This is a genomic window from Cytobacillus mangrovibacter, assembly GCF_042865275.1.
GTDB lineage: Bacteria > Bacillota > Bacilli > Bacillales > Cytobacillaceae > Cytobacillus > Cytobacillus mangrovibacter.
Genome location: NZ_JBIACJ010000003.1, coordinates 23,638 through 45,826, shown reverse-complemented (window position 1 = coordinate 45,826; position 22,189 = coordinate 23,638). Strand labels below are relative to the sequence as shown.

The window sequence follows — 22,189 nt, the reverse complement described above, 5'->3', positions numbered from 1 at the left end:
GTCTCAGCTGTCCCACTACTCCCGCTGGAGTCTCACACCTTCCACTCCAATCAACTAGTCTTTTTGTAAATAGAAAGCTTATTCAAAAACAACATTCTTTTAGAAAAAAGCCTTTTATAAATAATAAATAACACAATTCATGCTAAGCTAGCAAAATCCTCAAACAATGATTTCTCATGCACGGGTTCAACTTGCAAACCTAACCTCACATATTAGACCTGATATCATTGAAATTGATTCAGATCATTTTATTTTTTAGTACCATGACATAAATAAATTTTGTTTTCTCTTCCTATTCTGAATGGGTAAATCTTATCAATTTGTACGTAATTTCCATATCGATTTTTGATATCCTCTTCTGATGTGAACCATCTTACATGACTTTCAGAATTAAAATTCGGTACACTGAAGAAAATAGTTGCCCCGCTTCTTATCTTTTCCAACACGTCTATATCTTCTTGTAAATGTTCAAGCACCTCGAAAAGGATGACAATGTTATAATTCTGATGATAAATTTTTGAGGAATAAGCATTGTCCACCTCGAATTTATCCATTTGATCACTATTTTGTTCTCTGGCTAAACGAATCGCTTCCTTACTAAAATCTATACCTTTATAGTTATATAGACCGTTATGAAAAAGCATATTGGCGAATTGACCCACTCCACAGCCAATATCAATGATGTCCGGTTGTTTAACATTTTGTATCAATTCCAATGCTTTTTTCCAGATTGGTAAATAAATGCTCTGTGTATAATGTTTTTTATACATCCTGGAACTTCCACCAGTCTTGTAGACTTTATCATAAAAGGACTCTTCTTTTTCCATATCGATGCACCAACTTTCGTTTGTATTTGGATCTATAAATGGGATGGATAATTATTTAACTAACTTGTCCGATCATCTCTTCATAATCCCATCTATGTATATTCAATTTATTTTAAAGTGTGTAGTTCAATTATATACTGTCTACAATTCCATCCATTATGGTAAATATAATATCCGAATAAATAATCACAACGAATGATTAATAATATTAAATAACAAATTAATATCATTGATTTTTTTGATAAAAATATTTAATTTTATTATTTATATTTTCATTTTATTATTGTATAATCAAATCAAGAAAAAGAAAGGAATTTCATTATGGCTTATAAAGTAATCACAAATTGCCCTGTCTGCAGTAAAACATTGAAAATTACAAAGCTGCACTGCTCTCATTGCCACACAACGATTGAAAATGAGTTTGAATTATCTAAGCTGGCATCCTTATCAAAGGATCAGCTGCATTTTGTGGAAGTATTTTTAACATGCAGAGGGAATATCAAAGAAGTTGAAAAAGAACTGGGGATTTCGTATCCGACGGTTCGAGGCAAGCTAACAGACATTATTTCATCCCTTGGATATGTACAGAAGAAGAAAGTAGATGAGAAAAAGGTTGTCACCATGTTAGAAAATGGCGAAATCACACCAGAAGAAGCCATTAAGCTCTTAAAAGAGGAATAGGGAGGAATTTATCATGAAAGAGGAAATTTCAAGAGTATTAACAATGGTTCAAGAAGGAAAGATTGATGCAGATAAGGGTTCCGAACTGATTCAAGTTTTAAAAGAGAAAGAAGAAACTAGTAATAAGCTTTTTGAAAAACCAACTAAATATTTAGATAAAACATTAAAAATTCGTGTCGTTTCAGCCGAAAATGATAACGTCACGGTCAATTTGCCGATAAAACTTCTCAAGGCTGTATTAAAGGCTGGACACAGCATTGCAGCGAGTATCCCTCAATCTGAGAAATATGTAAAAGATATAGACATAAGCCTTATTATTGAAGCAATCGAAAACGAATTAGATGGCCAAATTGTTGATATTAAATCGGCAAACGGGGATACCGTTTCGGTCTTCATTGATTAGTGATTGGCTTATGATGCATGTAAAAGTGAAAGCAAAAGACGTTCGATTTACCATCCCCATTCCATATGCTATTTTAAAGATAGTTATTTCCATTTTATCTTCAAAATTTCTTCAGCAGCATGCAAACAAATGGACAAAAGAGCACTTCGAAAGAAAAAAGCTGGACTTTACCATTCCACAAATAGACAAAAAAATGCTTAGTCCTATCGTCAAAGAACTGAAAAATTATAAAGGAATGGTGCTAGTAGATATCAAAGCAAAGGACGGTACTGAGGTGAAGGTTAGACTATAATTTATTATAGAATACACTGTCGCATTTTGAAGAAAAGGCCAAATTTCTCGCTTAGATCAAATAAGCATAACCCCGTTCTACATAGGACTGGGTTATGCTTGTTTAATTTTAAATGCAAGATACTTCATCTATCTTTATAAATCTTGTGAAAGTCGAACCATATCGATGACTTGGATGCCATTTTCAAAAATGAGTTCATCATAATGTCTGACAAAAAAGTCACGATCAATAGAAGTCATTCTAAAACCGCATTTTTGATATAATGCCAATTGAGCAACCCCTGAATTTCCAGTTCCTATTTCAATAGTTTTATAGCCTTCACGTTTTGCCGTTTCAATTGCATGGAGGACAAGTTGCTTCCCATATCCCTGACCATGATAATTTTCATTCACCGCTACATTTACAATTTCTACTGTTTCTGGCCGAGTTGGAATAAGGATATATGTACCTAAATTTATTCCATCAAGTTTCATAATAAAGCACTTACCTCTTGAAACGTATTCTCTGACAAGCTTTTCTGATGGATCTGCCAACAACAGTAACTCCATTGGCCATTCCTCATCCTTATTTAATTCTCTTATCAAATTGAACACCTCAGTACTCATTTTTTCCAGAATCCTAGAACTATAACGGATTAAGAATCAGAAAATGGACTGCTAGAAACAGTCCACTATTGTTCCATTCTTACTTTACGATTGTTGAAGACCAAAAACCTATAGCCACTCTTCACTTTCATCAGCTAGCCTTTGAAATTCATTCATAAAAACACTCGCATGATACCCATCACAAACAGCATGATGAACTTGTAGCGAGATAGGTAAGAAAAATTCCCCATTCACTTGAGAATATTTACCGCCAGTAATAATGGGTAGAAGATAGTCTCCACCATTATTAATATTCAAGTTAAATCCAGTAAAAGAACTCCAAGGAATCATAGAGATCGGAACATTATTTTCTGGTATAGGCGTCTTCGGAAACATACTGCCCGTTCCATTGTATTTTTCTACGTCTTTTTCATACTGAGAATAAAACTCTGAAAACGCAGGTGAATTTGATGACCATATACTTGAGAAGGTACATGTCTTTTTATCAAAAATGGTATAAGAAGGTAAAACCTCCGTCCAATACCCTAACTCCCCTTCTGAGTTAAAACTAGTTCTGAATTCTCGATATGAATTAGCTATTTTTGTAATCATAAAAATAAAGGCTGGATATAATTTAACATTCTTTTTCTTTAAGTTCTCCATAAGAATCGTAATATTTATTTCATTCGTTATACTGAATGTTGTTTGTTGTTGTAAATAATGTTCAAAATACTCTTTTCGATGCCAATTTTCACGATCTATCCTATTAAATTTCATCTTCAACGCCTCCTAAAATTTTAAATTAATTTTTAGGAGGCTACTTTATCTGCTTTCTTCATCTTAATCATCCTTTATGGAACACAGGGACGTTTCTCCTGTTTACTAAATAAATAGTTCAGGTGCTGTGAACTGAGCGTCTGCCTTTATTTCGGGGAAGTAAAAACCAAAACCACTTGAGATTTGGGTCTTAATGAATTTTAGAATTTTATACAAATGCACTTAAATACAAATCTAGTGAATCCTCTACTTCCTTTGCGACCAACTGAATAAAATCATTATAATCTTTTTGCGTATGTGCCTTATCTAAAGCATTGTAATAGTTTAATCGATTTTCAACTTTGATAACTATTGGCGGAAAACCATCTTTCATTAGTTCTAGATTTAATAATAAACGTGAAGTTCGTCCATTTCCATCAATAAAAGGATGTACGCCTACAAATATTGCATGTAACATCGCACCACGAGTAACTGGATGCATTTGTTTAGCTTCCTGTTCATACCAGCTCATTAGCTTTTCTATTTCTTCCTTAATAAGATATGGAGCTGGCGGTGTATGTTTAGCACCCGAAATAAATACTTGTTGATCCCGATAAACTCCTGCATAATCATCATTAATGCCTTTTAAAATGAGCCGAAGTAAATTCTTAATTTGCCATTCTGATAAAGGTTCTTTCCTTTGGACAATTTCTTCTACATAAGTGATAGCATCACGATGATTAATAACTTCTAAATGTTCACGCATTGTTTTCCCGCCAACAGTGATACCCTCTAACACTACTTTCGTTTCCTGTAAGGTTAACGTATTCCCTTCAATTGCATTTGAATTATATGTCCATTCAACCAAAAGTTTTTCTCGTAAACTCATTAATGTATACTTTGATAATGGCCGTTTTGTATCAAGAAGTGTCTTTTTTTGATCAATTTTTTCAAACATTTCATTCCACCCCCTACATTGTCAAATATTATTTTTCATATAGTGAACTACTTTTGTGAATATATTCTATTTTAGCATTTGAATTAGTAAGGAGGTAAGTTCTAAAGTCAAAGTCTCAATGGAAAAGGAGTCAAGCATTGCAACTGCCTAACTAAATAATCTGTGGAAAAACTTTTGAATAATCTTCTGTAAACATACATTTTTTCTTGTTGCAATTCTTTGCCCTACATGATGAAACTTATTAAATACTGCAACAAGACTTTTAATGGAGAAGGTTATATATTATTAATATTAATTTTCAACAACCATCACTAAAATTTTGTTCTCTTAATGATTGAAGTTCTCTTTCAATCTTTTCTAAATCATATCTTAATGACTCTAGATTAGTTTCCAATTTGCTGATCCGATCAACGTCTTCAACCATTTTCATATTAGTTGAAGATTCATTAAAGTTATTAAAGCAATCTTTTTTATTTTCATTAGTTAATTTTCCTTCATGTTTTATCGAATGATCTTGAGGATACTTGTCTTTCAAAAGCACAAAGAATTTTTCCCGTTCATTAAATGTCAGTACATCAATCTGGTTAATAATACTCATTATCCGATTGTCATGTTCGGCATCATCATTCTCACCATTTACAATTTCTACTCCGGCCACTTCATTTGTTAGTTGATATATGGTTTGTTTAATTACAATCCCATATCTTTCAGCTAACCAATCTCTTGCAAAACCATTCGGAGCCACAATTGTCCATCTATTTCCATCTTTCGAAGCTTTTGTATTCTTTAACCATGTCTCAAATGATGGTTTACTTAATTGACCTTTTAACACATCAAGGACAGCTGTCCACTCAATATTTTCTTGGCTCATTTACATATCCTCCTGAATTTACAAGTTCGCTTTCAAAACTTTATAGAGTTTCTGCCAATTCATTCTACTCATGGATAAACCAAGAAGTCAAAATAAGATTAAAGCAATTAAAATAACTTGTTCATCTCCCTTTTTTTTGGGGGCGATATCCTATCATTCCAAAAACAGCCGTTCAAGCTCCTCCTTCTCTCCAATCGACAGTATTTTCTCTGCCAACGGAAACAGTACTGTTTCTTCCTTGGCAAAGTGCTGTATTAAAGTAGCATAGGCTTGGACGGCGTATACTGTAATTGCTTGCGCATCGTCTTCGTCAATGGCGGGTCCAGCTTGTTCAGCTTCAGTTAGAAAATCCATTAGATGCTTCTCAGCCTTCTCATGTTCAAATTCCATTACTTCAATTGTTTTGTCATTCTCACCAAGGTGGCGGGCCATCATAGGGAACAATCCCTCATCCTCTTTTTTTGAATGTGCCTTCAGCTTCACATTGAAGGCCGAAATCTGCTCATATAAGTTCGCAAACTCTTGAATCACAGTAGGTCCTGATTCGAATTCTATCTCTTCTGTGATCTCATAGAAGAGATTCATATCTTTCCTGAGCAGCACATGCTCGTCCTTTAATTGCTGCAGTGGCGAGCTTAATACAACGTTCAAAGCCTCCATCGTCAAATTCCTCCTTGGGCATTCTTCACTAAACATCTAAGTTCGAATAATACATGATAGCGTCGGTCGAACTTATTCACTCTTCTTAAAAGAATACGCCAAATGTGATGACACTTTCGTGATGACAGTCACAAGAAAAACATTAGGACAGACGTCTCCTACAACGTTAAAAATTGGGGCCAGACATTCAAAATTATTGATTAAAATAACAAGAACTCCTTGCCTCTTTTTTCGGCAAGAAATCCAAGAATGATAATCGGAAGTAATTAAGATAACCTATTCATCTTTTCTTTTATTTCTCTAACTTCCTCAATTTGTATTTTTGCTATATCGGCAATTAAATTCTCTGGCAAACCTTTCTTAACCATTTCAAAAATCATTAGTTCGATTCCTTTCATCACTCCTTGTTCTAGACCTTTTTCATAATAGGAATTCGGTAATTTGAGGACTTGTTTTACTTCTTGTTTAGGGAGTTTTGTGATTTCTTCTCTCATTTGCGTTTCCTCCTCTTCATTTAGTCGTAAATACGTTTCGAAAAAACCGTAAAGGAGTTCCATTCTAGCAGGGTTATTGCTTATAAAATGCTTCAATCAAATTATCAGTCTTTTACCCGTCAAAAAAAGCCTGTCTCCTAGTGGATTAATGCTTTTACCAGGGACAGACCCATATTCCTTTAAATCTCAATAAGTATAGGAACAACCATTGGCTTTTTCTTTGTATTTGTATATACATACTGCTGTACTGCTCTTTTTATTTGTTTTTTCATTCCATTCCATTTGTTTCGATTGGCTTCCTGAAGCTCAGTTATCGTTTGAGTCGTCAGTTGGTTTATGTCTCTTCGAAGTTCTGAGAAATCTCCATCTACAAATCCACGAGAAATGGTTTCTGGTTCAGAAATCAGTTTTCCTTCTACTTTGCTCATCGTTAAAACAATGATCAACATGCCATCCTCTGCAAACTGTTTACGGTCTCGCAGCACAAATTCACCAACATGACCGACATTCCCACCATCTATGTAGATATTCCCAACTGGTATGGTTCGAGTCTGGCGAGCTTTGCTATTTTCAATATCCACCACATCGCCGTTATTAATAATAAACGTATTTCCTTGCTCCACCCCAACCGATTCAGCTAATAAACGGTGATGGTGCAGCATTCTATATTCACCATGAATAGGAATAAAATATTTCGGTTTCATTAGTGTAAGCATTAGTTTTAAATCTTCTTGATAACCATGGCCGGAAACATGCATGCCAGATGTACTTCCTGATCCATAAATTACCTTGGCCCCAAGCTCAAAAAAATTGTCCACAAGTCTCGTTACATTTCTTTCATTTCCAGGTATCGGACCTGCAGCAAGGACAACCATATCATCCGGTAAAATCTCAACACCGCGAAAGTTTCCAGTCGATAAACGAGCAAGTGCAGCGAATGGTTCTCCTTGGCTACCCGTACATAAAATAGCTACTTTTTCAGGAGGCCACTCATTTATTTCATGCTGGCTGATTAACATTCCTTCAGGCACATTTAAATAGCCTCGCTCTATTGCAACATCTACAACATTAACCATACTTCTTCCAAGCAAGGCAAGCTTTCGTTTTGTTTTTTGTGCTGCGTTCACAATTTGCTGAACGCGACTAATATTTGATGCAAAGGTAGAAAAAACAATTTTACGTTTGGCTTTCATAAAAGCTGCTTCTACATGTTCGCCTACCATTTGTTCGGATGGAGTTAAACCCGGACGTTCTGCATTTGTACTTTCAGACAATAGAAGCAGGACCCCTTCTTTTCCGATTTCAGCCATTTTATGAATATCTGCATGCTCATTATTTTCAGGGGTTAAATCGAATTTAAAGTCTCCGGTATGGACAATATTTCCCTCTGGTGTGTGAAAGACAATGCCCAAGCAATCCGGAATACTATGGGTCACTTTGAAAAAGCTTACACTCATATTTTCGAATGCCAATTTGGAGCTTGGGTTGATTTCAATAAGCTCGCTTTCCCTTAGTAGTTTATGTTCTTTTAATTTGATTTCAATTAATCCTAGTGTGAAGCGTGTAGCGTAAACGGGTACATTCAACTTTTTAAAAAAGAAAGGAATTCCCCCGATATGATCTTCATGTCCATGTGTGACAATCAACGCTTTAATTTTATCCTTATTTTCTACTAAATAAGCGATATCAGGGATAATCAAATCAATCCCTAATAAACTTTCATCAGGAAACTTATTCCCACAGTCGATAATCACAATATTGTTTGCATACTCTATTGCATACATGTTTTTCCCAATTTCATTTAAGCCGCCTAAGGCGAAGATAGATAATAGATTCTCATTCGTGCTCAAAATCATATCCCCCCACTAATTAGATAGACTTAGTATGCCCTAAACAATGGGACGGTTCTCCTGTTTCCTTCCAATTTCCAGAAATAATTGAATAAGGAACACTAATTAATCCAACAAAATCCTCACTACATCATCCACATATTTCGTTGTATTATATCCGTAAATCTCCAGCACTTTAGGTATCACTTTTTCTTCAGAGTTAACATTATGCAGTTGTACATTTTGAACCGTTGTGAAACGGCGAGGCCATTCCAGCGTCTCATATGGGATAGGGCCACGATTCAGATCATATTCCTTCCCACTTTTATCAACGATCACGAATTCATCTCTTGCTGTTCCCATTGAAATTATTTCATTTTCATCCTCACCGATCACTTGGAAATGAAAGTAATCATATTGACGATTCTTAATTTGATGATCACTTATGACCATTTTGCTCGGTGTGCCAATTTCCAGCTTATCGATGGAGATCGTACTCCCTGCATATTCAAATAATTGAGGATAACCCTTTGAAGCATCAAGTTCAATCCGCTTATGGTCCTGGATTGATAAATGAATAGAGCCAAATCGAACATGTACTTCTTTCGGCTTTTTCTCAAATAGTGGGTCGAAATGTGCTTGATACCCATTCCCCATGCTATATGGATCGATTTCTAGTTTCTTCTCGTCCACCTCAATACTGTCAAAATTAACATAATCAATTCGCTTCTCATACTGTTCATTGAGAATCGCATACTGCAAAAGTGTTGTCGTTGGAGCAACCGTAAATTTATTAAAATAGATCGGAATCCCTTCAATTTCTATCTCTTCGTCTATTTCATATTCGACAGAAGGATATTTTGTTATAGGGATCTCAAAGCTCCACTCTCCTGTTTCATATTCACTTCCCTCGTAAAACATAAAGCCATCTGGTCTAGAAGGATCATTGGCCAACTTCTGAAGTTTTGTAACCTTCAGTTTGATTGTTCCCTTTTCCTCTGTAATTGGAAGAAGACTCATTTTCCCATGATACACATTCTTTTCTTCATTATTTTGGGTAGGTTGATAATATTTTCGATAGGCAGAGCTGTCCAAGATGTCACTTTCATTCTCAACCCAAGCCCCCTCATAGAAATTCATCATATATTGATTGTCTTCATTCATATCTTCAATTTCATAAAAAATGAGCGTTTGAATATCATCAGCAATCGCACTTTTTATTGTAATTTTCACACCGTTATTTTCCGCTTCAAGATTTAACCTTTCACCATAATCATGCTGAAGAAATTGGCGCAGCTGTGGATCTTCTTCTGTCCACGAATAATAAAGTTGGGAGAACCAGCCAGTCAGAAAGCCAGTACTGATGAACAGTGCGAAGATACTTGCAAAAACAAGTCCGATTTTCTTTCGCTTCTTTACCCTCAGTTGCCTGCGCACTTCCTTTTCTGCCAGCCTTCCTTTGACTTTCTCCATGAAACCTGGTGGTAATTGGATATCTACAAACATGTAAGGAAGCTTTAACATCACCTCTTGAAAGGTAGCCAAATCCTCCTGACAGTTGCGACAATGATAAATATGCACCTCGAAATCCACCTTTTTCGACCGTTCAAGTGTTCTTTCTAAATAATCAATATAAAGCGGATGATTTTCCTTACAGCCATCAAACTGTGATCCATCCCCCAATTGTTCTCGAAACGACTGGATTCCAGAAAACAAGAGCCCCTTGATCTCCTCAACGGAAGCTTGAAGTATTTCAGCTACTTCCTCTAGAGTGAATCCAATTCCATAAGTGAGGACGATTGCTTCCTTTTCATTTTCTTTCCCTTGATCTAATGCATCGAACACATCCTTCTGTTGTTCACTTCCCTCTGAACGATTAGCAGAAAGTGCACGGCACGTCTTTATAAAAAGGGAAGCAACCCACACTTCCAATGACGTTTCTCTTTTCAATCGTGGCAATTCCTTATGTATTTTTAAAATAACACGATAAAAAAGCTCGTCCATTTGTTTCTGGTTCTTAAGATAGGACCAGCCGAGTGTATAGAATGATTCTTTATTTCGATCAAACCAATCAACGATGGAATCTAATCGCATTTGGAAATTCGCCGTGAGCCGATTGGAATTTATTTTTTCTGGGATCATATTGTGTCCTCCCTTACCTTTCTCTACCATTCTATCATCTAGGTATCTTTCTCTCCTCCTAGCTCAAGTAGAGAACTTATCTAAAAAAACAAACTTAAACTACCTATCCCCATACAATCGCGGGATCAGGTAGTTTAGGGATTTATTTTACTAGTGGTTCTATAGACTGCCCTAAATCAACTCAACATCTAATTGCTTTAACAGCCACTTTGGCACGACCATTCGAGCCGTCATCAAGGGATCAACAATTTGGCAAACTTCGACTTGACCTGCGGCACTCATAAGCATGGTGACCTCGCTTAATGGGCGTCCTGTTTTTTCTACAATACGGTCAATCATTTCCTCTGTTGCGATTTTACATGCTTCATCCAATGTTTCCGCCGAGACAATTTGTGTCACTACCTCGTCCGTCTCTAGCATCGGATGATTCAGTTTTACATCTTTAAGCACTTCAAGTGTAACCGTCGCTTTACCGGGAATTTCGATTCCAGAAACACTAACCTCGCCATCCCCCATTGCTGCATGGAAATCGCCTAAACCGAATAGAGCACCTTCTACAAAAACAGGAAAATACAAGGTTGCCCCTTCTGTTACCATTTTATTATCCATATTTCCCCCGTGTGCACCAGGCGTCCCACAGTTCACACCTTCAGCGGATGGTGCAACACCGATTACCCCAATCATTGGGTTTAATGGAATTTCAATCTCATTAAAGAGCGCTTTTCCATCACGAATCGGGATAATTTTGGCTTCCATTTCCTCAATCCGATGCCCCATTACACCAAGATTTGGTCCAACAACCATGACACCCTGATCTTGAATAGCTATTTTTTCAATTTGCACCTTCAGTACATCACCAGGCTCCGCTCCTTCAACAAAAATGGGACCAGTCGCTGGATTAATTTGATCCCAATCAATTTCAGCAACAACCGTATCTGCCGATTGGATTTGATTTTGAAAGCAATCATATGTTTCAATTTCGATCGTCGTTCCTGAAGCAACTGTTTTAACCGGCTTATGTGTTTTGTTAAAATCATAAATAATTCCAGCTTGGCATAATAATGTTTCCATGTGAATCCTCCTTTAGAATGACTAAAATATCTATTTCTCTCAATGATAGATTTCTACTTGATTTGATCGTAACATATCATAGACTTTGCTTGTCACTAAACAACCAAAAATTCCAATTATTCAACATACACTTGTTGCATCCCTTTTCCACTAAAATAAGGACCACACCAGCCTGTCTCATGTGTTCGTACATAAGTCCAGGTAAAATCCTTATCTACAACATATATGTCCTCTTCATTTATAAAATCATCAGCATGCAATGAAGAGGCATGTTCAAGAATTAGCACTTCATCTGAATGCTGATAAAAAACATAGCAGTATTGTTTCGCTTCCTTGTTAAAAGCGTCATCTGCCTGTTCCTGCTCCAAGCAATTCTTTTTCTGATAACTAAATAGATGCCATAGATACCCGCAACAACCGTCCTCATCATACAGATAGATTGACTTCTTTTCTTTATCGCTAAGATGATTAGCAAAATGGTCTTCCCATTGCTTCCTCAAATACGTCCCCCACTTAGGAATATGCGTGTACTTTATTTTTTTCTTCATAAACAGAGTTTCCAAATCCATCAAATGCTCCAAAATGACACCAACTTTCTATATATACCTGCTGACTCCAATTAACACTGCAGCCATTCTATTTTCCTTGAAACGCCCCACGCTGTTTTCGGCTATCAAATAGCAAATGAATAAAGCTTTCATAATAAGGAATAAATTCTCCAATTTTGATCATCATCAAAATTTCTTCCTTGCTCGCCCATTTCACGTTTTGCACTTCCTCTTCCTGTAAAGTGAGCGTATGTAACTCCACATTTTTTTCAATTAGATAAAAATCGTCAAAACCTTTCTCAAAGTTAATTGTTAAATGAGGCCGCATTTGCTGAAAATCTAATTCCAAGCCAATTTCTTCATACAATTCTCTTTGTGCAGCTGTTTGACTCGTATCTCCAGCTGTTGCACTCCCGCCTACCGTCAGATCCCACAGATTTGACCATCCCTTTTTGAAGGGCTGCCTTTGTTGAATGAGCATTTCCCCATCTGAATTAAAAATGCATACATGAACAACTAAATGAAAATCACCAGGTTGAATCTCTTCGCCACGAATCCACGTACGATTAGTTTTCTTTCGATTGATATCATACACATCCAATAATTCCATGCAGTACCTCCACTTATTAGTCATAAATATTATTTTAATAAAAACCACGTAATTCCCAAAGAGACTTTTTCAAAATTCTTTACAGTTATGAAACAATCTTGCCCCCTACATAAAAAATGTGTGTAGAGATAATAAAGTCGTTTCATTTTAAACCTAGAAAAACAACAACTACCTATCAAACTTATAGACAGGTAGTTGCTAATGTTATTAAAAGGGGATCGGACTGTTAATTAAATGCCTATTTTATAAGCAATAAGGTATTTAATTTGAAAAGCGAATTGCTTACAATTGTACCCATTATTTATTATAACTTTTAATTTCGGGTATATTTGAGTGGAATGAGTTCTTCAATCGTAGTTTTGACTAACTCACCATTCATTTCTAATAGCACAAAACAATCTGGTGCGTAGTCTGAAATCAGCTCCCTACACATACCACAGGGACTTACCACACGAATATTTCTATCTACTTCGTCAGAATAGGGGTGTCTAACAGCTACAATTGTTTCAAACTTCTTTTGTCCATTCGAAATTGCACTACCAATCGCAATAGCTTCTGCACAAACCGTTACTCTCCCTATATACGCCTCAATATGTACTGCCGAAATGATTTCTCCTGTTTTCGTACGAATAGCTGCTCCCACATGATGTTTATTATCTTCATAAAGTCTTGTGATCTTCTCTGTTGCTGCTTCTACTAATTCTAGATCTTGTTGAGATATGTTAAATGTTTTCATAAATTCTCCTGCTTCCGTATCCAACAATAAAAATCCATGGTTATCTAGTGGCCGGTAATTATCCCTTTTCCGCTAAGATTATTAAAAACATCGGTCTTCGCGTTTCATCTTTCATTTCGGGTATACTCTTTAACATTTCATCGTCAGGAATCGGTTCTTTGACTGCTTTAATCCTAAAACCCGTACCGATTAAGTCATTCATATATGTAGAGATTGTACGGTGATATTTGATTACATTTTCTGTTAAAAATGTGGTTTCACGTACTCCCTCTGATTGATATTGATCTACCGGCCAATGCAGGCGATTCCCTTGATCATCGTAATACCAGTCTTGTTTATTATTAGAAGTAAAAATTGGGTGTTCAACTGAGAAAATAAAAGTCCCCCCTGGTTTTAGACAATCATGGACATGTTTGCAGCTTTTTTCAAACGACTTGATATAGTGAAAAGCCAGTGAACTGATTACCACATCAAATTGAGAGTCTTCAAAACGAATGTCTTCAATTGGCATTTTTATATACGAAATCGAAGAATCGTCCGTCATTTCACGAGCTTTTTGAAGCATGTTTTCGGATATATCTATTCCAATTACCGAACTTGCTTGTTGCTCACGAGCATACCGGCAATGCCAGCCAAAACCGCAACCCAAGTCGAGTACACTCTTGTTTCGCAATTCTGGCATCAATGCTTTTAATACATGCCATTCTCCTGCTCCTTCCAGTCCTTTTATTGATCGTGACATTTTTTCATAAGCAGCAAAGAAATTTTCATCATCATATTTATTTTGTTTCATAATCCATACATCTCCTAAATTAAGATAGCCTCCTAAAATTAATACACATCTGCTTTAGGAGGCTATCTATCTCCTTCTTACCATTGCTTTCACCTCATTTATTTTTTAATTATATTCAGCCTTAAACTCTAGCACCTTTTAATGAAACATTTTAAATACAAAAACAATCAGATAGAGTGGAATTCCGACCAGTAACATCCCTGCTAAAAGGTAAGAAATACATGATAAAATAAACTTGAAGAAATCATAAATTGCTCCAGCCAAGTCGTCTATAAACCTTGCCACTGCTATCCCTCCATAAGCAATTAATAAAGATACCTTAGTTAAAACAAATCTTTACCATACTCTCTATATTTTAACATAATTAACCAATTTACTTCTAGTGCATGCTGCACGAATCTGGCCGCTTCAAAGGAAACATAAGAACCGTCCCCAAGTTTTTATTTCATATAATCTTCAACTAATTCAAAGCATCTTTCTTCTGTAAGGTTTGCTAATACAGCTACATACTCTAGATGTTCCATTGTACCACCTTGAAATTTAAGGGAAGCCTCTTTTGCCGTATCATCTCGATAGGTGATCCAATTCCGTTGTTCTTTTCTCAGTTGGTCCATTTCTTCTGTTGTAAGTTGTTCCTTTAGGGCTCCATAAATTTCATTTAACCATTTATCCCAAACATCATATCTATCATTTTCCACCTTTTTCAATGCGTATGTTGATGAATCTTCTGCTTCTACTTTTTCCAGTTCTATTTTAGTAGCATTTAATTTCTTTAGATACTCTTCCTTCAGACTCGCTGTAGTATTTGTTGATGAGTCTTTATCACTTGTAGGCACAGATGTATCCTCTTCATTTTGATTCATACTGTCTGGATTTGTAGTATCACTATGATTGTTGTTTGAAGGATCTTCTTTTGAATCCACATTAGAAGAATCGTCCTTTGTATTTTGCGATGTACTGTTTTTTGGTGATTGGTTATCCAGCGTAGCACTTGATTCTTCCGATGCATTTTTACAACCGACCAATAAAAGGACAAATACGACAGTACACATTACAATTAAAATTCCCTTATTTCTTTTCATCTTCTAGCCTCCGTGCTAAATTGAAAAATGATTATTTGAACTCGCTGCTTTCATAAATTCTTGAGTTGCCTCCCCAAGGATGATATCCGTCACCTATATATGTGAAGCCATACTTTTCATAGTAGCCCATGTGGTCCGTACAAAGGAAAACTTTATTGAATCCTGCCTTTTTGGCATCCATTCTAACACGTAGAAGCAGCTCTTGACCTAAAGACTTTCCACGATAGCTTTCTTCAATATAAAGAGCACATATCCATGGCCACAAATCCATACGACTGATAAAGTCATTGCTAATCAGACCTGCACAGCCAATAATTTCACCGGAGTCCTCCATCAAATACCAAATAGGAAGCGGACTTTTCGTTGTGATGCTGTGGGTAATACAATCCTCATATACTTTCATACTATTTTCGTTGGCCCATATGCGCTGAAAATAGGTAATTGCTTTTTCTTTATACGCTGGTTGCTCCCTAACATTAATTATTTGCATCCTAACCTTCCCCTCGTAAACTTTAAATAAATATTTTAAGCAAGCGTTTCGACCATTAGTAAAATTAATCGTCTGCTGCCAATAAGTTCTCTTATTTCCTTTATGTATTCAGCCATCGCTTCCTCCCCCCTGTTCAACTATTTCATTAATTCTCTTTATATATGCGAATGTCCTTCCTCCATTAAACGGGTTGTTAACTTGAGGATTATTCTTCACAATCTTCTCTACTAAAACAAATATGAAGATTAGCCCCACGGTACATTGTGGTATATTCTTTATAAAGAGGGGTGAATTGCCGATCAGTCTTATTCCTTATGCTCTTTTTATGGAATTTATTGATGAATTTCTCAGAACGGCACTTTAAATTAATTCAAATAAAAACGATTCTATTCATCAGTCTGCCCGTATGGCACCCTTTTTTCTTAATATGACATTTATTAATTAACCAAAAGTTTGAATGTGCGAACGAGGATTATTTATATCATGTAGGAAAGGCTGTGAAGTTATTTGCGAAGTTATCAAGCAATACTATTTGATTTAGATGATACATTACTTGATAGGGATAAGGCCGTAGATAAAATGTTTTTCATTATTTTAGAGAAGTGTTATGAGGATGTGAACTGTTCAGTAAAAAGTGAAATGCTGCGGAAATTCAAGGAACATGATTCTAAAAGCTATGGCAATGGTAATAAAACAATAGTTTTGGAATCGCTTTTTGATGAATTTCCACCAAAATTCAGATTGCCACGCACTACCATTCAAGATTTTTGGAATACCCACTTCCCTCATTGTTTTTCTATTAATCAACATACTATAAATATCGTAAATACAATAAATAAGCAGGGGAAAGTTGCAATTATAACTAACGGCTCCACTCAGAGACAAAAAGCGAAAATCATTCACACCCAGTTAAATCGTTGTTTTGATATAATACTCATTTCTGAAGAAGTGGGATTTAGCAAACCTGACAAAAGCATATTTGAATTAGCATTAAATAAGCTTGATGTGCATCCGGAAGACGCATTATTCGTTGGAGATGACTTAGAAAAGGATATTGGTGGTTGTCAAAATGCGAATATAAAGGGCATATGGTTCAATCCTCATATGATCAAGAATAATACCAATATAAAACCATATGCCGAGATCCATTCTCTTGATAGATTACTAAGTTATTTCAGATAATAGTTTCTACAAGAGTTCAGACAGATTGTCTTATCATTCTAAAGGTGAGTTTCTGCTCAAACATTTGAATTCTTTTAAATTGCCTGGTCAATGAAGATTTCAAATTTCAGAAACACACCTTTTCATTGAATAAACATTACTTATTTTACTTCAATCATGAACACATAATCTACGTCTCCTTGTTTCCAATAACCTAATACATGATAGATATAACTTCCTTCTTCATTTGGAACCACAATTGCACTATTTTTGACTTCAATCGTTTCTTTATGTTCATTACCAATCCACCGTTCCACTACCATTGTTTCAGGTTCTTTCTTAAAGTCCATTTTAATTTCTTCATTTGGAGATACAACTGTTGGCTGATATTCTTTTGCCATATCTAACACACTTGTATAAACCTTATCTACACACTCAGCTGAAAAAAGTCCTTCCCAACAATATGAACCTTGTGTAGTGGGAATTTCTTTATTTCCTGCTGTTACAGTTGGTATAGGTGGTTCTGAGCGAAATGGAACAATGACAAAAGCCCCTAAAACAATAAATCCCAAGATAATAATTACAGTGAGGATCTTTCTAATTTTATACTCACTCCTTTGAAGGGAATAAAAGTGTCTAATCACTCTAGAATATGACCCTTTACATAAAGAAAGAGCACCATTCTTGCTATAGAATTGCGCCCTTTAATAAAATAACTAAACTAACTTCTCAAACCTACAATCACTTAATTCTTCTTTAATTAACGTCCCTGTTTGTGCAAGTAGAGAATAGAGAAATTTTATTCAAGTGATTTTTTCTCCCAAATTTCAATCCATCTTCCTTCTGGATCAGAAATCCAAATAAATGTGCCAAACTCGCTCGTTTCAGGTTCTTTTAGAAGTGGTACTCCCATTTTGTTGAAATGCTCCATCCAAGCTTCAATCTTTTCTACTTGAAAATTTAACATGACAGATTGTTCTTTTGGAAAATAATCGCTTTCTTCATTAAAGAGAGAAAAGATCGTCTCATTGTCAGTATCTGGTTTGATGACAGTTCCATTCCAGTCTTCCATCGACATGCCTAGTGCTTCTTTATACCAATTCCTTAATGTAACAACATCTTTTGATCGCAGAAAAATCCCACCGAAACCTTTTATTTTCATCGTACTAACCTCCAATTGATAAAATTCAAAATGGATCCTGCCACATTCGTTTAAATACAAGCTTTCACTAACACACCATACTATTATTACCATAAGTATTCAATTTTCCTAGTTAGTTTTCCTCCATTAAGTGGCCCTTAGATGAAAAACAGAAAGTGATTTATGGAAATTTTTCCATTCTATCTTTAGTTAGCAAAGGAGTTAATGTTACACTAGAGTTAGATTAAATGGATATATAATCCAGCAATAGGAGTTGAGGATGAGGATGATGGAAGAAGTTATCTTAGAAATTACTGATTTGAAGAAGAATTATGGATCAAAGTCAGTCTTAAATGGCGTTTCTCTTCAAGTGAAAAAAGGAGAAATCATCGGGTATATCGGACCGAATGGAGCTGGGAAAAGTACCACTGTTAAAATCATACTTGGCATTGAAGACGATTATTTCGGTGAGATCAAACTCTTCGGTCATGATATTTCTGATGGAAATATCGAATATAAAAGGAAAATTGGTTATGTACCGGAAATCGCCGAAGTTTACGACAATTTAACCGGCCAAGAGTATTTAACCTTTATTGGTGAATTGTATGGTCTCGACCTTGACCTTGCTGATTATAAGGCAAAAAGCCTGATGGAGCTATTCGGGATAGGCGAAGTCTATTATTCTCGAATTGCATCTTACTCAAAAGGAATGCGTCAAAAGCTTTTAATTATCTCGAGCTTATTACATAATCCAGAACTTTTATTTTTTGATGAACCGATCAATGGGTTGGATGCAAATAGCGTGATGATTTTTAAAGAAATCATGGCACAGCTTTCCGAACAAGGAAAAACGATTTTCTACTCTTCTCATATTATGGATGTAGTCGAAAAAATAAGCAGCCGCATCATTCTCCTGCATGACGGAAAAATTGCTGCAGATGGTACATTTGAAGAATTAAAACAGCAAAATACGAAGGGGTCACTGGAACAAATTTTTAACCAACTGACAGGATTTAATGAACATAAAGAACTTGGTTCAAAATTTGTATCGGTCGTAAAGGAGATGTAAGAATGCAAGACTTTCGAACGCTGAAACTATTGGATCGCTTTGAGAAAGTTTTTAGCAGCTTTGGCGTAGATTACAAGATAATGAGAAAGATTTTACAAGTTAAACTAACAATGGATGGACGGCGTGTGCCAACCATTTTCTCACAAAACGCGAAAAAAAAGGACCAGGAAAGCAACAATCAATATATAAAATCGTTATGGATTTACGTGTTATTTGGACTGTTTATGATTCCATTTGTCCTTATGGATGACAATTATCTTTTTCAAATGAGTCTCTTCTTTGGAATATTCACCTTTTTTGTCATGACTTCAATGATTGCTGACTTTTCTTCTGTTTTACTAGACATCCGTGATCGGAACATCCTGTTTCCAAAGCCAGTCGATCGAAAAACGGTTAACACTGCAAAAATGGTGCATGTTGCGATTTATCTATCTTTCCTTACCATAGCGCTTGTTAGTATCCCTTTGTTTGTTGGGCTTGTCAAAAATGGGCTGTTGTTTTTTCTCGTTTCAACGTTAAATATCATCCTAATTGACCTGTTAATCATTGGGTTAACCGCCCTTATCTATTTATTTATTTTACGATTCTTTGATGGAGAAAAATTAAAAGATATTATTAATTATGTTCAAATTGGGTTGTCACTTATGATTATGATTGGGTACCAATTGCTTATTCGCTCTTTTCAGTTCATTGACTTATCCGTCTCGCTTGAACCGCAATGGTGGCAAATATTTATCTTTCCGATGTGGTTTGGGGCAAATATAGAAATGATCATGAATGGTTCCTTTCAGCTGTTTAACCTTCTCTTTACTGCTTTAGGAATCTCGATTCCTCTCCTATCCATTTGGATTTATATGAGATTTAATCATGTTTTTGAAGAAAATCTTCAAAAGCTCACATATCATGGAAAGGCAAAGGAAAATAAACAAAGCAAGCTTCGCCAGTTGCTCCTTACAGTTATTTGTCAATCGAAGGAAGAAAGAGCCTATTTTCGCTTTGCAAGTTCCATGATGAAAAACGAGCGAGATTTTAAATTGAAGGTCTACCCATCTTTGGGCTTTTCCATCGTGATTCCTTTTCTATTTATCATGAATGGATTTGACACTAATCTTAATGATCTATCCACTAGCAAATCCTATTTATCTATCTATTTTAGCTTAATCATCATCCCGACCATCATGATCCTCCTAAAGTTTTCAGGAAAATATAAAGGTGCGTGGATATACCGGGTTGCTCCTATCCAACAGCTAAAACCAATATTTAGCGGTACGATAAAGGCGTTTATCTTTAGACTCTATTTACCAGTTTATTTGCTTATAAGTGCAGTGTTTCTTGCAGTATTTGGCGTAAGAGTTTTGCCAGATCTTATCATTGTATTTATAAATGCCATCATTTATGCTGTCATTTGTTTTATGATTCTTAAAAAGTCTATTCCCTTCTCAGAGTCTATTGATCAGTACAATCAAAATAGCAATAGTGCCATTGTATTTGGTTTAATGCTGTTTGTTGCATTGTTTGCTGGTCTACATTTTGTCAGCACTTTGTTCTCTTACGGAATTTATGTATATATGGTAATTGCAATCATTTGTTTAGTTGTTCTTTGGAAACTAGCCTTTAATATTACTTGGAAAAAACTTATGGAGTAATTTGTTAAAAACCGAATCAATATTCGCCACACAGAAAACGGGGATGTCCCAAACAGACATCCCCGTTTTCTTATTTCAATTCTTTTGTGACGAAAAAATCGCATGGTAAGTGAATCTTTTATTAGTCTAGTGGCTATCCCTTACGTAAGGGAAGCCCCTACCAAAATTGTGTGCCTCATTTCATTTTAGTAGGATTATTTTGCACCAATGTTTGCACCCCATTTGTTGAAAAATTTATGATAAGATGGTAAACAGAAATAACTAAGCTGGTAGGGAGATTAATAGTATGATTAGATTAGACTCACTAATATTGTTAGCTATTCCATGGATAATTTTCAGAGTTGTAGTTTTAACAGTTAAAAAGCAGCTCTCCTTAAAAAACGAAATGATTAAAGCTCTTTTCTATTTCTCAATAATTTTTATTTATTCCTTAACCCTCTTTCCTTTCCCTTTTTATGCTTATTCACATATGGAAAGAGGAGGTATAAACCTGACTCCCTTTGCGACCATATATGGTTTATTAACGAATGCTAATTTTATGTTCTCATTAAGGAATATAGTTGGAAACATCCTATTATTTATACCTTTAGGTTTTTCTATTCCACTAAGATTTAAAGTAAATAAGTTTTGGAAAGTAATACTTTTAGGATTCTTTACTTCATGTTTAGTTGAGGTTATACAGTTATTCACCTCTATACGTTCATTTGATGTGGATGACCTTATACTGAATACGATTGGAGCAATTATAGGACTTGCTCTTTATCGATTATTTGATAAAGTTAGACTCTCAAAAAAAGCAAATTAGAAAATGATTACATGAGAAAGCCTTAAACCCTTTAAAGAGATTAAGGCTTTTTTGAATTACACTTACTTTATTTGGTTTCTTCAGCTAATTCCAAAATAATTCCTTCTGGCCCGCGAACGAAGCATAACTTATATGCGTTTTCGTAGGTTTGTATCTCACCAATCAATCCTGCGCCTGTCATTTTCAACTTAGTAACAAGGGCTTCAATATCTTCAACAGCAAAGGCAATATGCCGGATACCAAAAGTATTTGCCAAAGGACGCTCTATGCCATTTTCATCTGATGCCATGTGAAATTTTACTAGTTCTATATTTGCTTCACCGTCTGGCGTTCGCAACATTACAACTTCCAACTTTTCAACTTCCTCTTTAACATCGTGAAGCACTATCATCCGCTCCATCCACTCGCCTTCCACTTCTGCTTCACCCAGCATTTCAAGGCCAAAGTCAAGAAAGAAGGCTTTCGCAGCAGGAAGATCATTAACCATTATGCCTACATGATCGATTCGATGGATTTTCATATTTCGTATCTCCTATGCTT

27 protein-coding genes are annotated in these 22,189 nt (G+C 35.6%); 7 read left to right on the top strand and 20 right to left on the bottom strand.

Features of this window, described 5'->3' with window-relative positions; translation table 11 throughout:
* Window positions 1–248: 248 nt before the first annotated feature.
* Window positions 249–827, bottom strand: coding sequence for a class I SAM-dependent methyltransferase (locus ACFYKT_RS06575; protein ID WP_389217211.1), 579 nt, complete (start codon window positions 825–827; stop codon window positions 249–251).
* 321 nt (window positions 828–1,148) lie between these two features.
* On the opposite strand from ACFYKT_RS06575, the gene ACFYKT_RS06570 reads away from it, so the two are divergent.
* Genes ACFYKT_RS06570 through ACFYKT_RS06560 form a run of 3 tightly spaced genes read left to right on the top strand, consistent with a single transcriptional unit; the run spans window position 1,149 to window position 2,203 of the window.
* Entirely contained in the window at window positions 1,149–1,508 is a 360-nt protein-coding gene (locus ACFYKT_RS06570) for a DUF2089 domain-containing protein (protein ID WP_389217208.1), read from the top strand.
* 13 nt (window positions 1,509–1,521) lie between these two features.
* Complete coding sequence (locus tag ACFYKT_RS06565) at window positions 1,522–1,911, top strand: SHOCT-like domain-containing protein (RefSeq protein WP_389217205.1); 390 nt, start codon at window positions 1,522–1,524, stop codon at window positions 1,909–1,911.
* A 10-nt stretch (window positions 1,912–1,921) separates the two neighbouring features.
* The gene (locus tag ACFYKT_RS06560) at window positions 1,922–2,203 is read left to right on the top strand and encodes a hypothetical protein (protein ID WP_389217202.1); all 282 of its coding nucleotides are present in this window, start codon (window positions 1,922–1,924) and stop codon (window positions 2,201–2,203) included.
* 134 nt (window positions 2,204–2,337) lie between these two features.
* Here the strand turns inward: ACFYKT_RS06560 and ACFYKT_RS06555 are convergent, their stop codons facing one another.
* From ACFYKT_RS06555 to ACFYKT_RS06480, 16 genes are all read right to left on the bottom strand, one after another.
* Window positions 2,338–2,808 carry a GNAT family N-acetyltransferase gene (locus tag ACFYKT_RS06555; protein ID WP_389217199.1) on the bottom strand — a complete coding sequence of 157 codons (471 nt, stop codon included), beginning with the start codon at window positions 2,806–2,808 and terminating at the stop codon, window positions 2,338–2,340.
* 108 nt (window positions 2,809–2,916) lie between these two features.
* The gene (gene catA, locus ACFYKT_RS06550) at window positions 2,917–3,564 is read right to left on the bottom strand and encodes a type A chloramphenicol O-acetyltransferase (RefSeq protein ID WP_389217196.1); all 648 of its coding nucleotides are present in this window, start codon (window positions 3,562–3,564) and stop codon (window positions 2,917–2,919) included.
* Between the two features lie 208 nt (window positions 3,565–3,772).
* On the bottom strand, window positions 3,773–4,501 hold the full coding sequence (locus tag ACFYKT_RS06545; RefSeq protein ID WP_389217193.1) for a Fic family protein: 729 nt from the start codon (window positions 4,499–4,501) through the stop codon (window positions 3,773–3,775).
* 298 nt (window positions 4,502–4,799) lie between these two features.
* A complete protein-coding gene (locus ACFYKT_RS06540) occupies window positions 4,800–5,372 on the bottom strand; it encodes a DnaA N-terminal domain-containing protein (RefSeq protein WP_389217190.1) in 573 nt (190 codons plus the stop codon).
* Window positions 5,373–5,525: 153 nt separating this feature from the next.
* On the bottom strand, window positions 5,526–6,032 hold the full coding sequence (locus ACFYKT_RS06535; RefSeq protein WP_389217187.1) for a hemerythrin domain-containing protein: 507 nt from the start codon (window positions 6,030–6,032) through the stop codon (window positions 5,526–5,528).
* Window positions 6,033–6,298: 266 nt separating this feature from the next.
* Window positions 6,299–6,526 carry a hypothetical protein gene (locus ACFYKT_RS06530; protein ID WP_389217184.1) on the bottom strand — a complete coding sequence of 76 codons (228 nt, stop codon included), beginning with the start codon at window positions 6,524–6,526 and terminating at the stop codon, window positions 6,299–6,301.
* Window positions 6,527–6,705: 179 nt separating this feature from the next.
* Complete coding sequence (locus ACFYKT_RS06525) at window positions 6,706–8,376, bottom strand: ribonuclease J (RefSeq protein ID WP_389217181.1); 1,671 nt, start codon at window positions 8,374–8,376, stop codon at window positions 6,706–6,708.
* A 105-nt stretch (window positions 8,377–8,481) separates the two neighbouring features.
* On the bottom strand, window positions 8,482–10,497 hold the full coding sequence (locus tag ACFYKT_RS06520) for a DUF4179 domain-containing protein (RefSeq protein ID WP_389217178.1): 2,016 nt from the start codon (window positions 10,495–10,497) through the stop codon (window positions 8,482–8,484).
* 171 nt (window positions 10,498–10,668) lie between these two features.
* Complete coding sequence (locus ACFYKT_RS06515) at window positions 10,669–11,568, bottom strand: acetamidase/formamidase family protein (protein WP_389217175.1); 900 nt, start codon at window positions 11,566–11,568, stop codon at window positions 10,669–10,671.
* 116 nt (window positions 11,569–11,684) lie between these two features.
* The gene (locus ACFYKT_RS06510; RefSeq protein WP_389217172.1) at window positions 11,685–12,137 is read right to left on the bottom strand and encodes a DUF4275 family protein; all 453 of its coding nucleotides are present in this window, start codon (window positions 12,135–12,137) and stop codon (window positions 11,685–11,687) included.
* Window positions 12,138–12,204: 67 nt separating this feature from the next.
* On the bottom strand, window positions 12,205–12,726 hold the full coding sequence (locus ACFYKT_RS06505; protein WP_389217169.1) for an NUDIX hydrolase: 522 nt from the start codon (window positions 12,724–12,726) through the stop codon (window positions 12,205–12,207).
* Window positions 12,727–13,039: 313 nt separating this feature from the next.
* Window positions 13,040–13,462, bottom strand: coding sequence for a cytidine deaminase (locus tag ACFYKT_RS06500; protein WP_389217166.1), 423 nt, complete (start codon window positions 13,460–13,462; stop codon window positions 13,040–13,042).
* Window positions 13,463–13,520: 58 nt separating this feature from the next.
* Complete coding sequence (locus tag ACFYKT_RS06495; protein WP_389217163.1) at window positions 13,521–14,255, bottom strand: class I SAM-dependent methyltransferase; 735 nt, start codon at window positions 14,253–14,255, stop codon at window positions 13,521–13,523.
* 138 nt (window positions 14,256–14,393) lie between these two features.
* Complete coding sequence (locus ACFYKT_RS06490; protein ID WP_389217160.1) at window positions 14,394–14,540, bottom strand: hypothetical protein; 147 nt, start codon at window positions 14,538–14,540, stop codon at window positions 14,394–14,396.
* Between the two features lie 155 nt (window positions 14,541–14,695).
* Complete coding sequence (locus ACFYKT_RS06485; protein WP_389217157.1) at window positions 14,696–15,337, bottom strand: lysozyme inhibitor LprI family protein; 642 nt, start codon at window positions 15,335–15,337, stop codon at window positions 14,696–14,698.
* A 31-nt stretch (window positions 15,338–15,368) separates the two neighbouring features.
* Window positions 15,369–15,827 carry a GNAT family N-acetyltransferase gene (locus ACFYKT_RS06480; protein WP_389217154.1) on the bottom strand — a complete coding sequence of 153 codons (459 nt, stop codon included), beginning with the start codon at window positions 15,825–15,827 and terminating at the stop codon, window positions 15,369–15,371.
* Between the two features lie 525 nt (window positions 15,828–16,352).
* Here ACFYKT_RS06480 and ACFYKT_RS06475 point away from each other — a divergent pair.
* Window positions 16,353–17,009, top strand: a complete 657-nt coding sequence (locus ACFYKT_RS06475) for an HAD family hydrolase (RefSeq protein WP_389218281.1) — start codon at window positions 16,353–16,355, stop codon at window positions 17,007–17,009.
* 140 nt (window positions 17,010–17,149) lie between these two features.
* Here the strand turns inward: ACFYKT_RS06475 and ACFYKT_RS06470 are convergent, their stop codons facing one another.
* Window positions 17,150–17,632: a hypothetical protein gene (locus tag ACFYKT_RS06470; protein WP_389217151.1), complete on the bottom strand. Its 483-nt coding sequence runs from the start codon at window positions 17,630–17,632 to the stop codon at window positions 17,150–17,152.
* A 155-nt stretch (window positions 17,633–17,787) separates the two neighbouring features.
* Window positions 17,788–18,150, bottom strand: coding sequence for a VOC family protein (locus ACFYKT_RS06465; RefSeq protein ID WP_389217148.1), 363 nt, complete (start codon window positions 18,148–18,150; stop codon window positions 17,788–17,790).
* 268 nt (window positions 18,151–18,418) lie between these two features.
* On the opposite strand from ACFYKT_RS06465, the gene ACFYKT_RS06460 reads away from it, so the two are divergent.
* The 3 genes from ACFYKT_RS06460 to ACFYKT_RS06450 all read left to right on the top strand — a co-directional run bounded on the left by ACFYKT_RS06460 (window position 18,419) and on the right by ACFYKT_RS06450 (window position 21,649).
* Window positions 18,419–19,198, top strand: coding sequence for an ABC transporter ATP-binding protein (locus ACFYKT_RS06460; RefSeq protein WP_389218279.1), 780 nt, complete (start codon window positions 18,419–18,421; stop codon window positions 19,196–19,198).
* 2 nt (window positions 19,199–19,200) lie between these two features.
* A complete protein-coding gene (locus tag ACFYKT_RS06455) occupies window positions 19,201–20,844 on the top strand; it encodes a hypothetical protein (RefSeq protein ID WP_389217145.1) in 1,644 nt (547 codons plus the stop codon).
* Between the two features lie 286 nt (window positions 20,845–21,130).
* Window positions 21,131–21,649 carry a VanZ family protein gene (locus tag ACFYKT_RS06450; protein WP_389217142.1) on the top strand — a complete coding sequence of 173 codons (519 nt, stop codon included), beginning with the start codon at window positions 21,131–21,133 and terminating at the stop codon, window positions 21,647–21,649.
* Between the two features lie 67 nt (window positions 21,650–21,716).
* Here the strand turns inward: ACFYKT_RS06450 and ACFYKT_RS06445 are convergent, their stop codons facing one another.
* The gene (locus tag ACFYKT_RS06445; protein ID WP_389217139.1) at window positions 21,717–22,169 is read right to left on the bottom strand and encodes a VOC family protein; all 453 of its coding nucleotides are present in this window, start codon (window positions 22,167–22,169) and stop codon (window positions 21,717–21,719) included.
* Window positions 22,170–22,189: the final 20 nt, after the last annotated feature.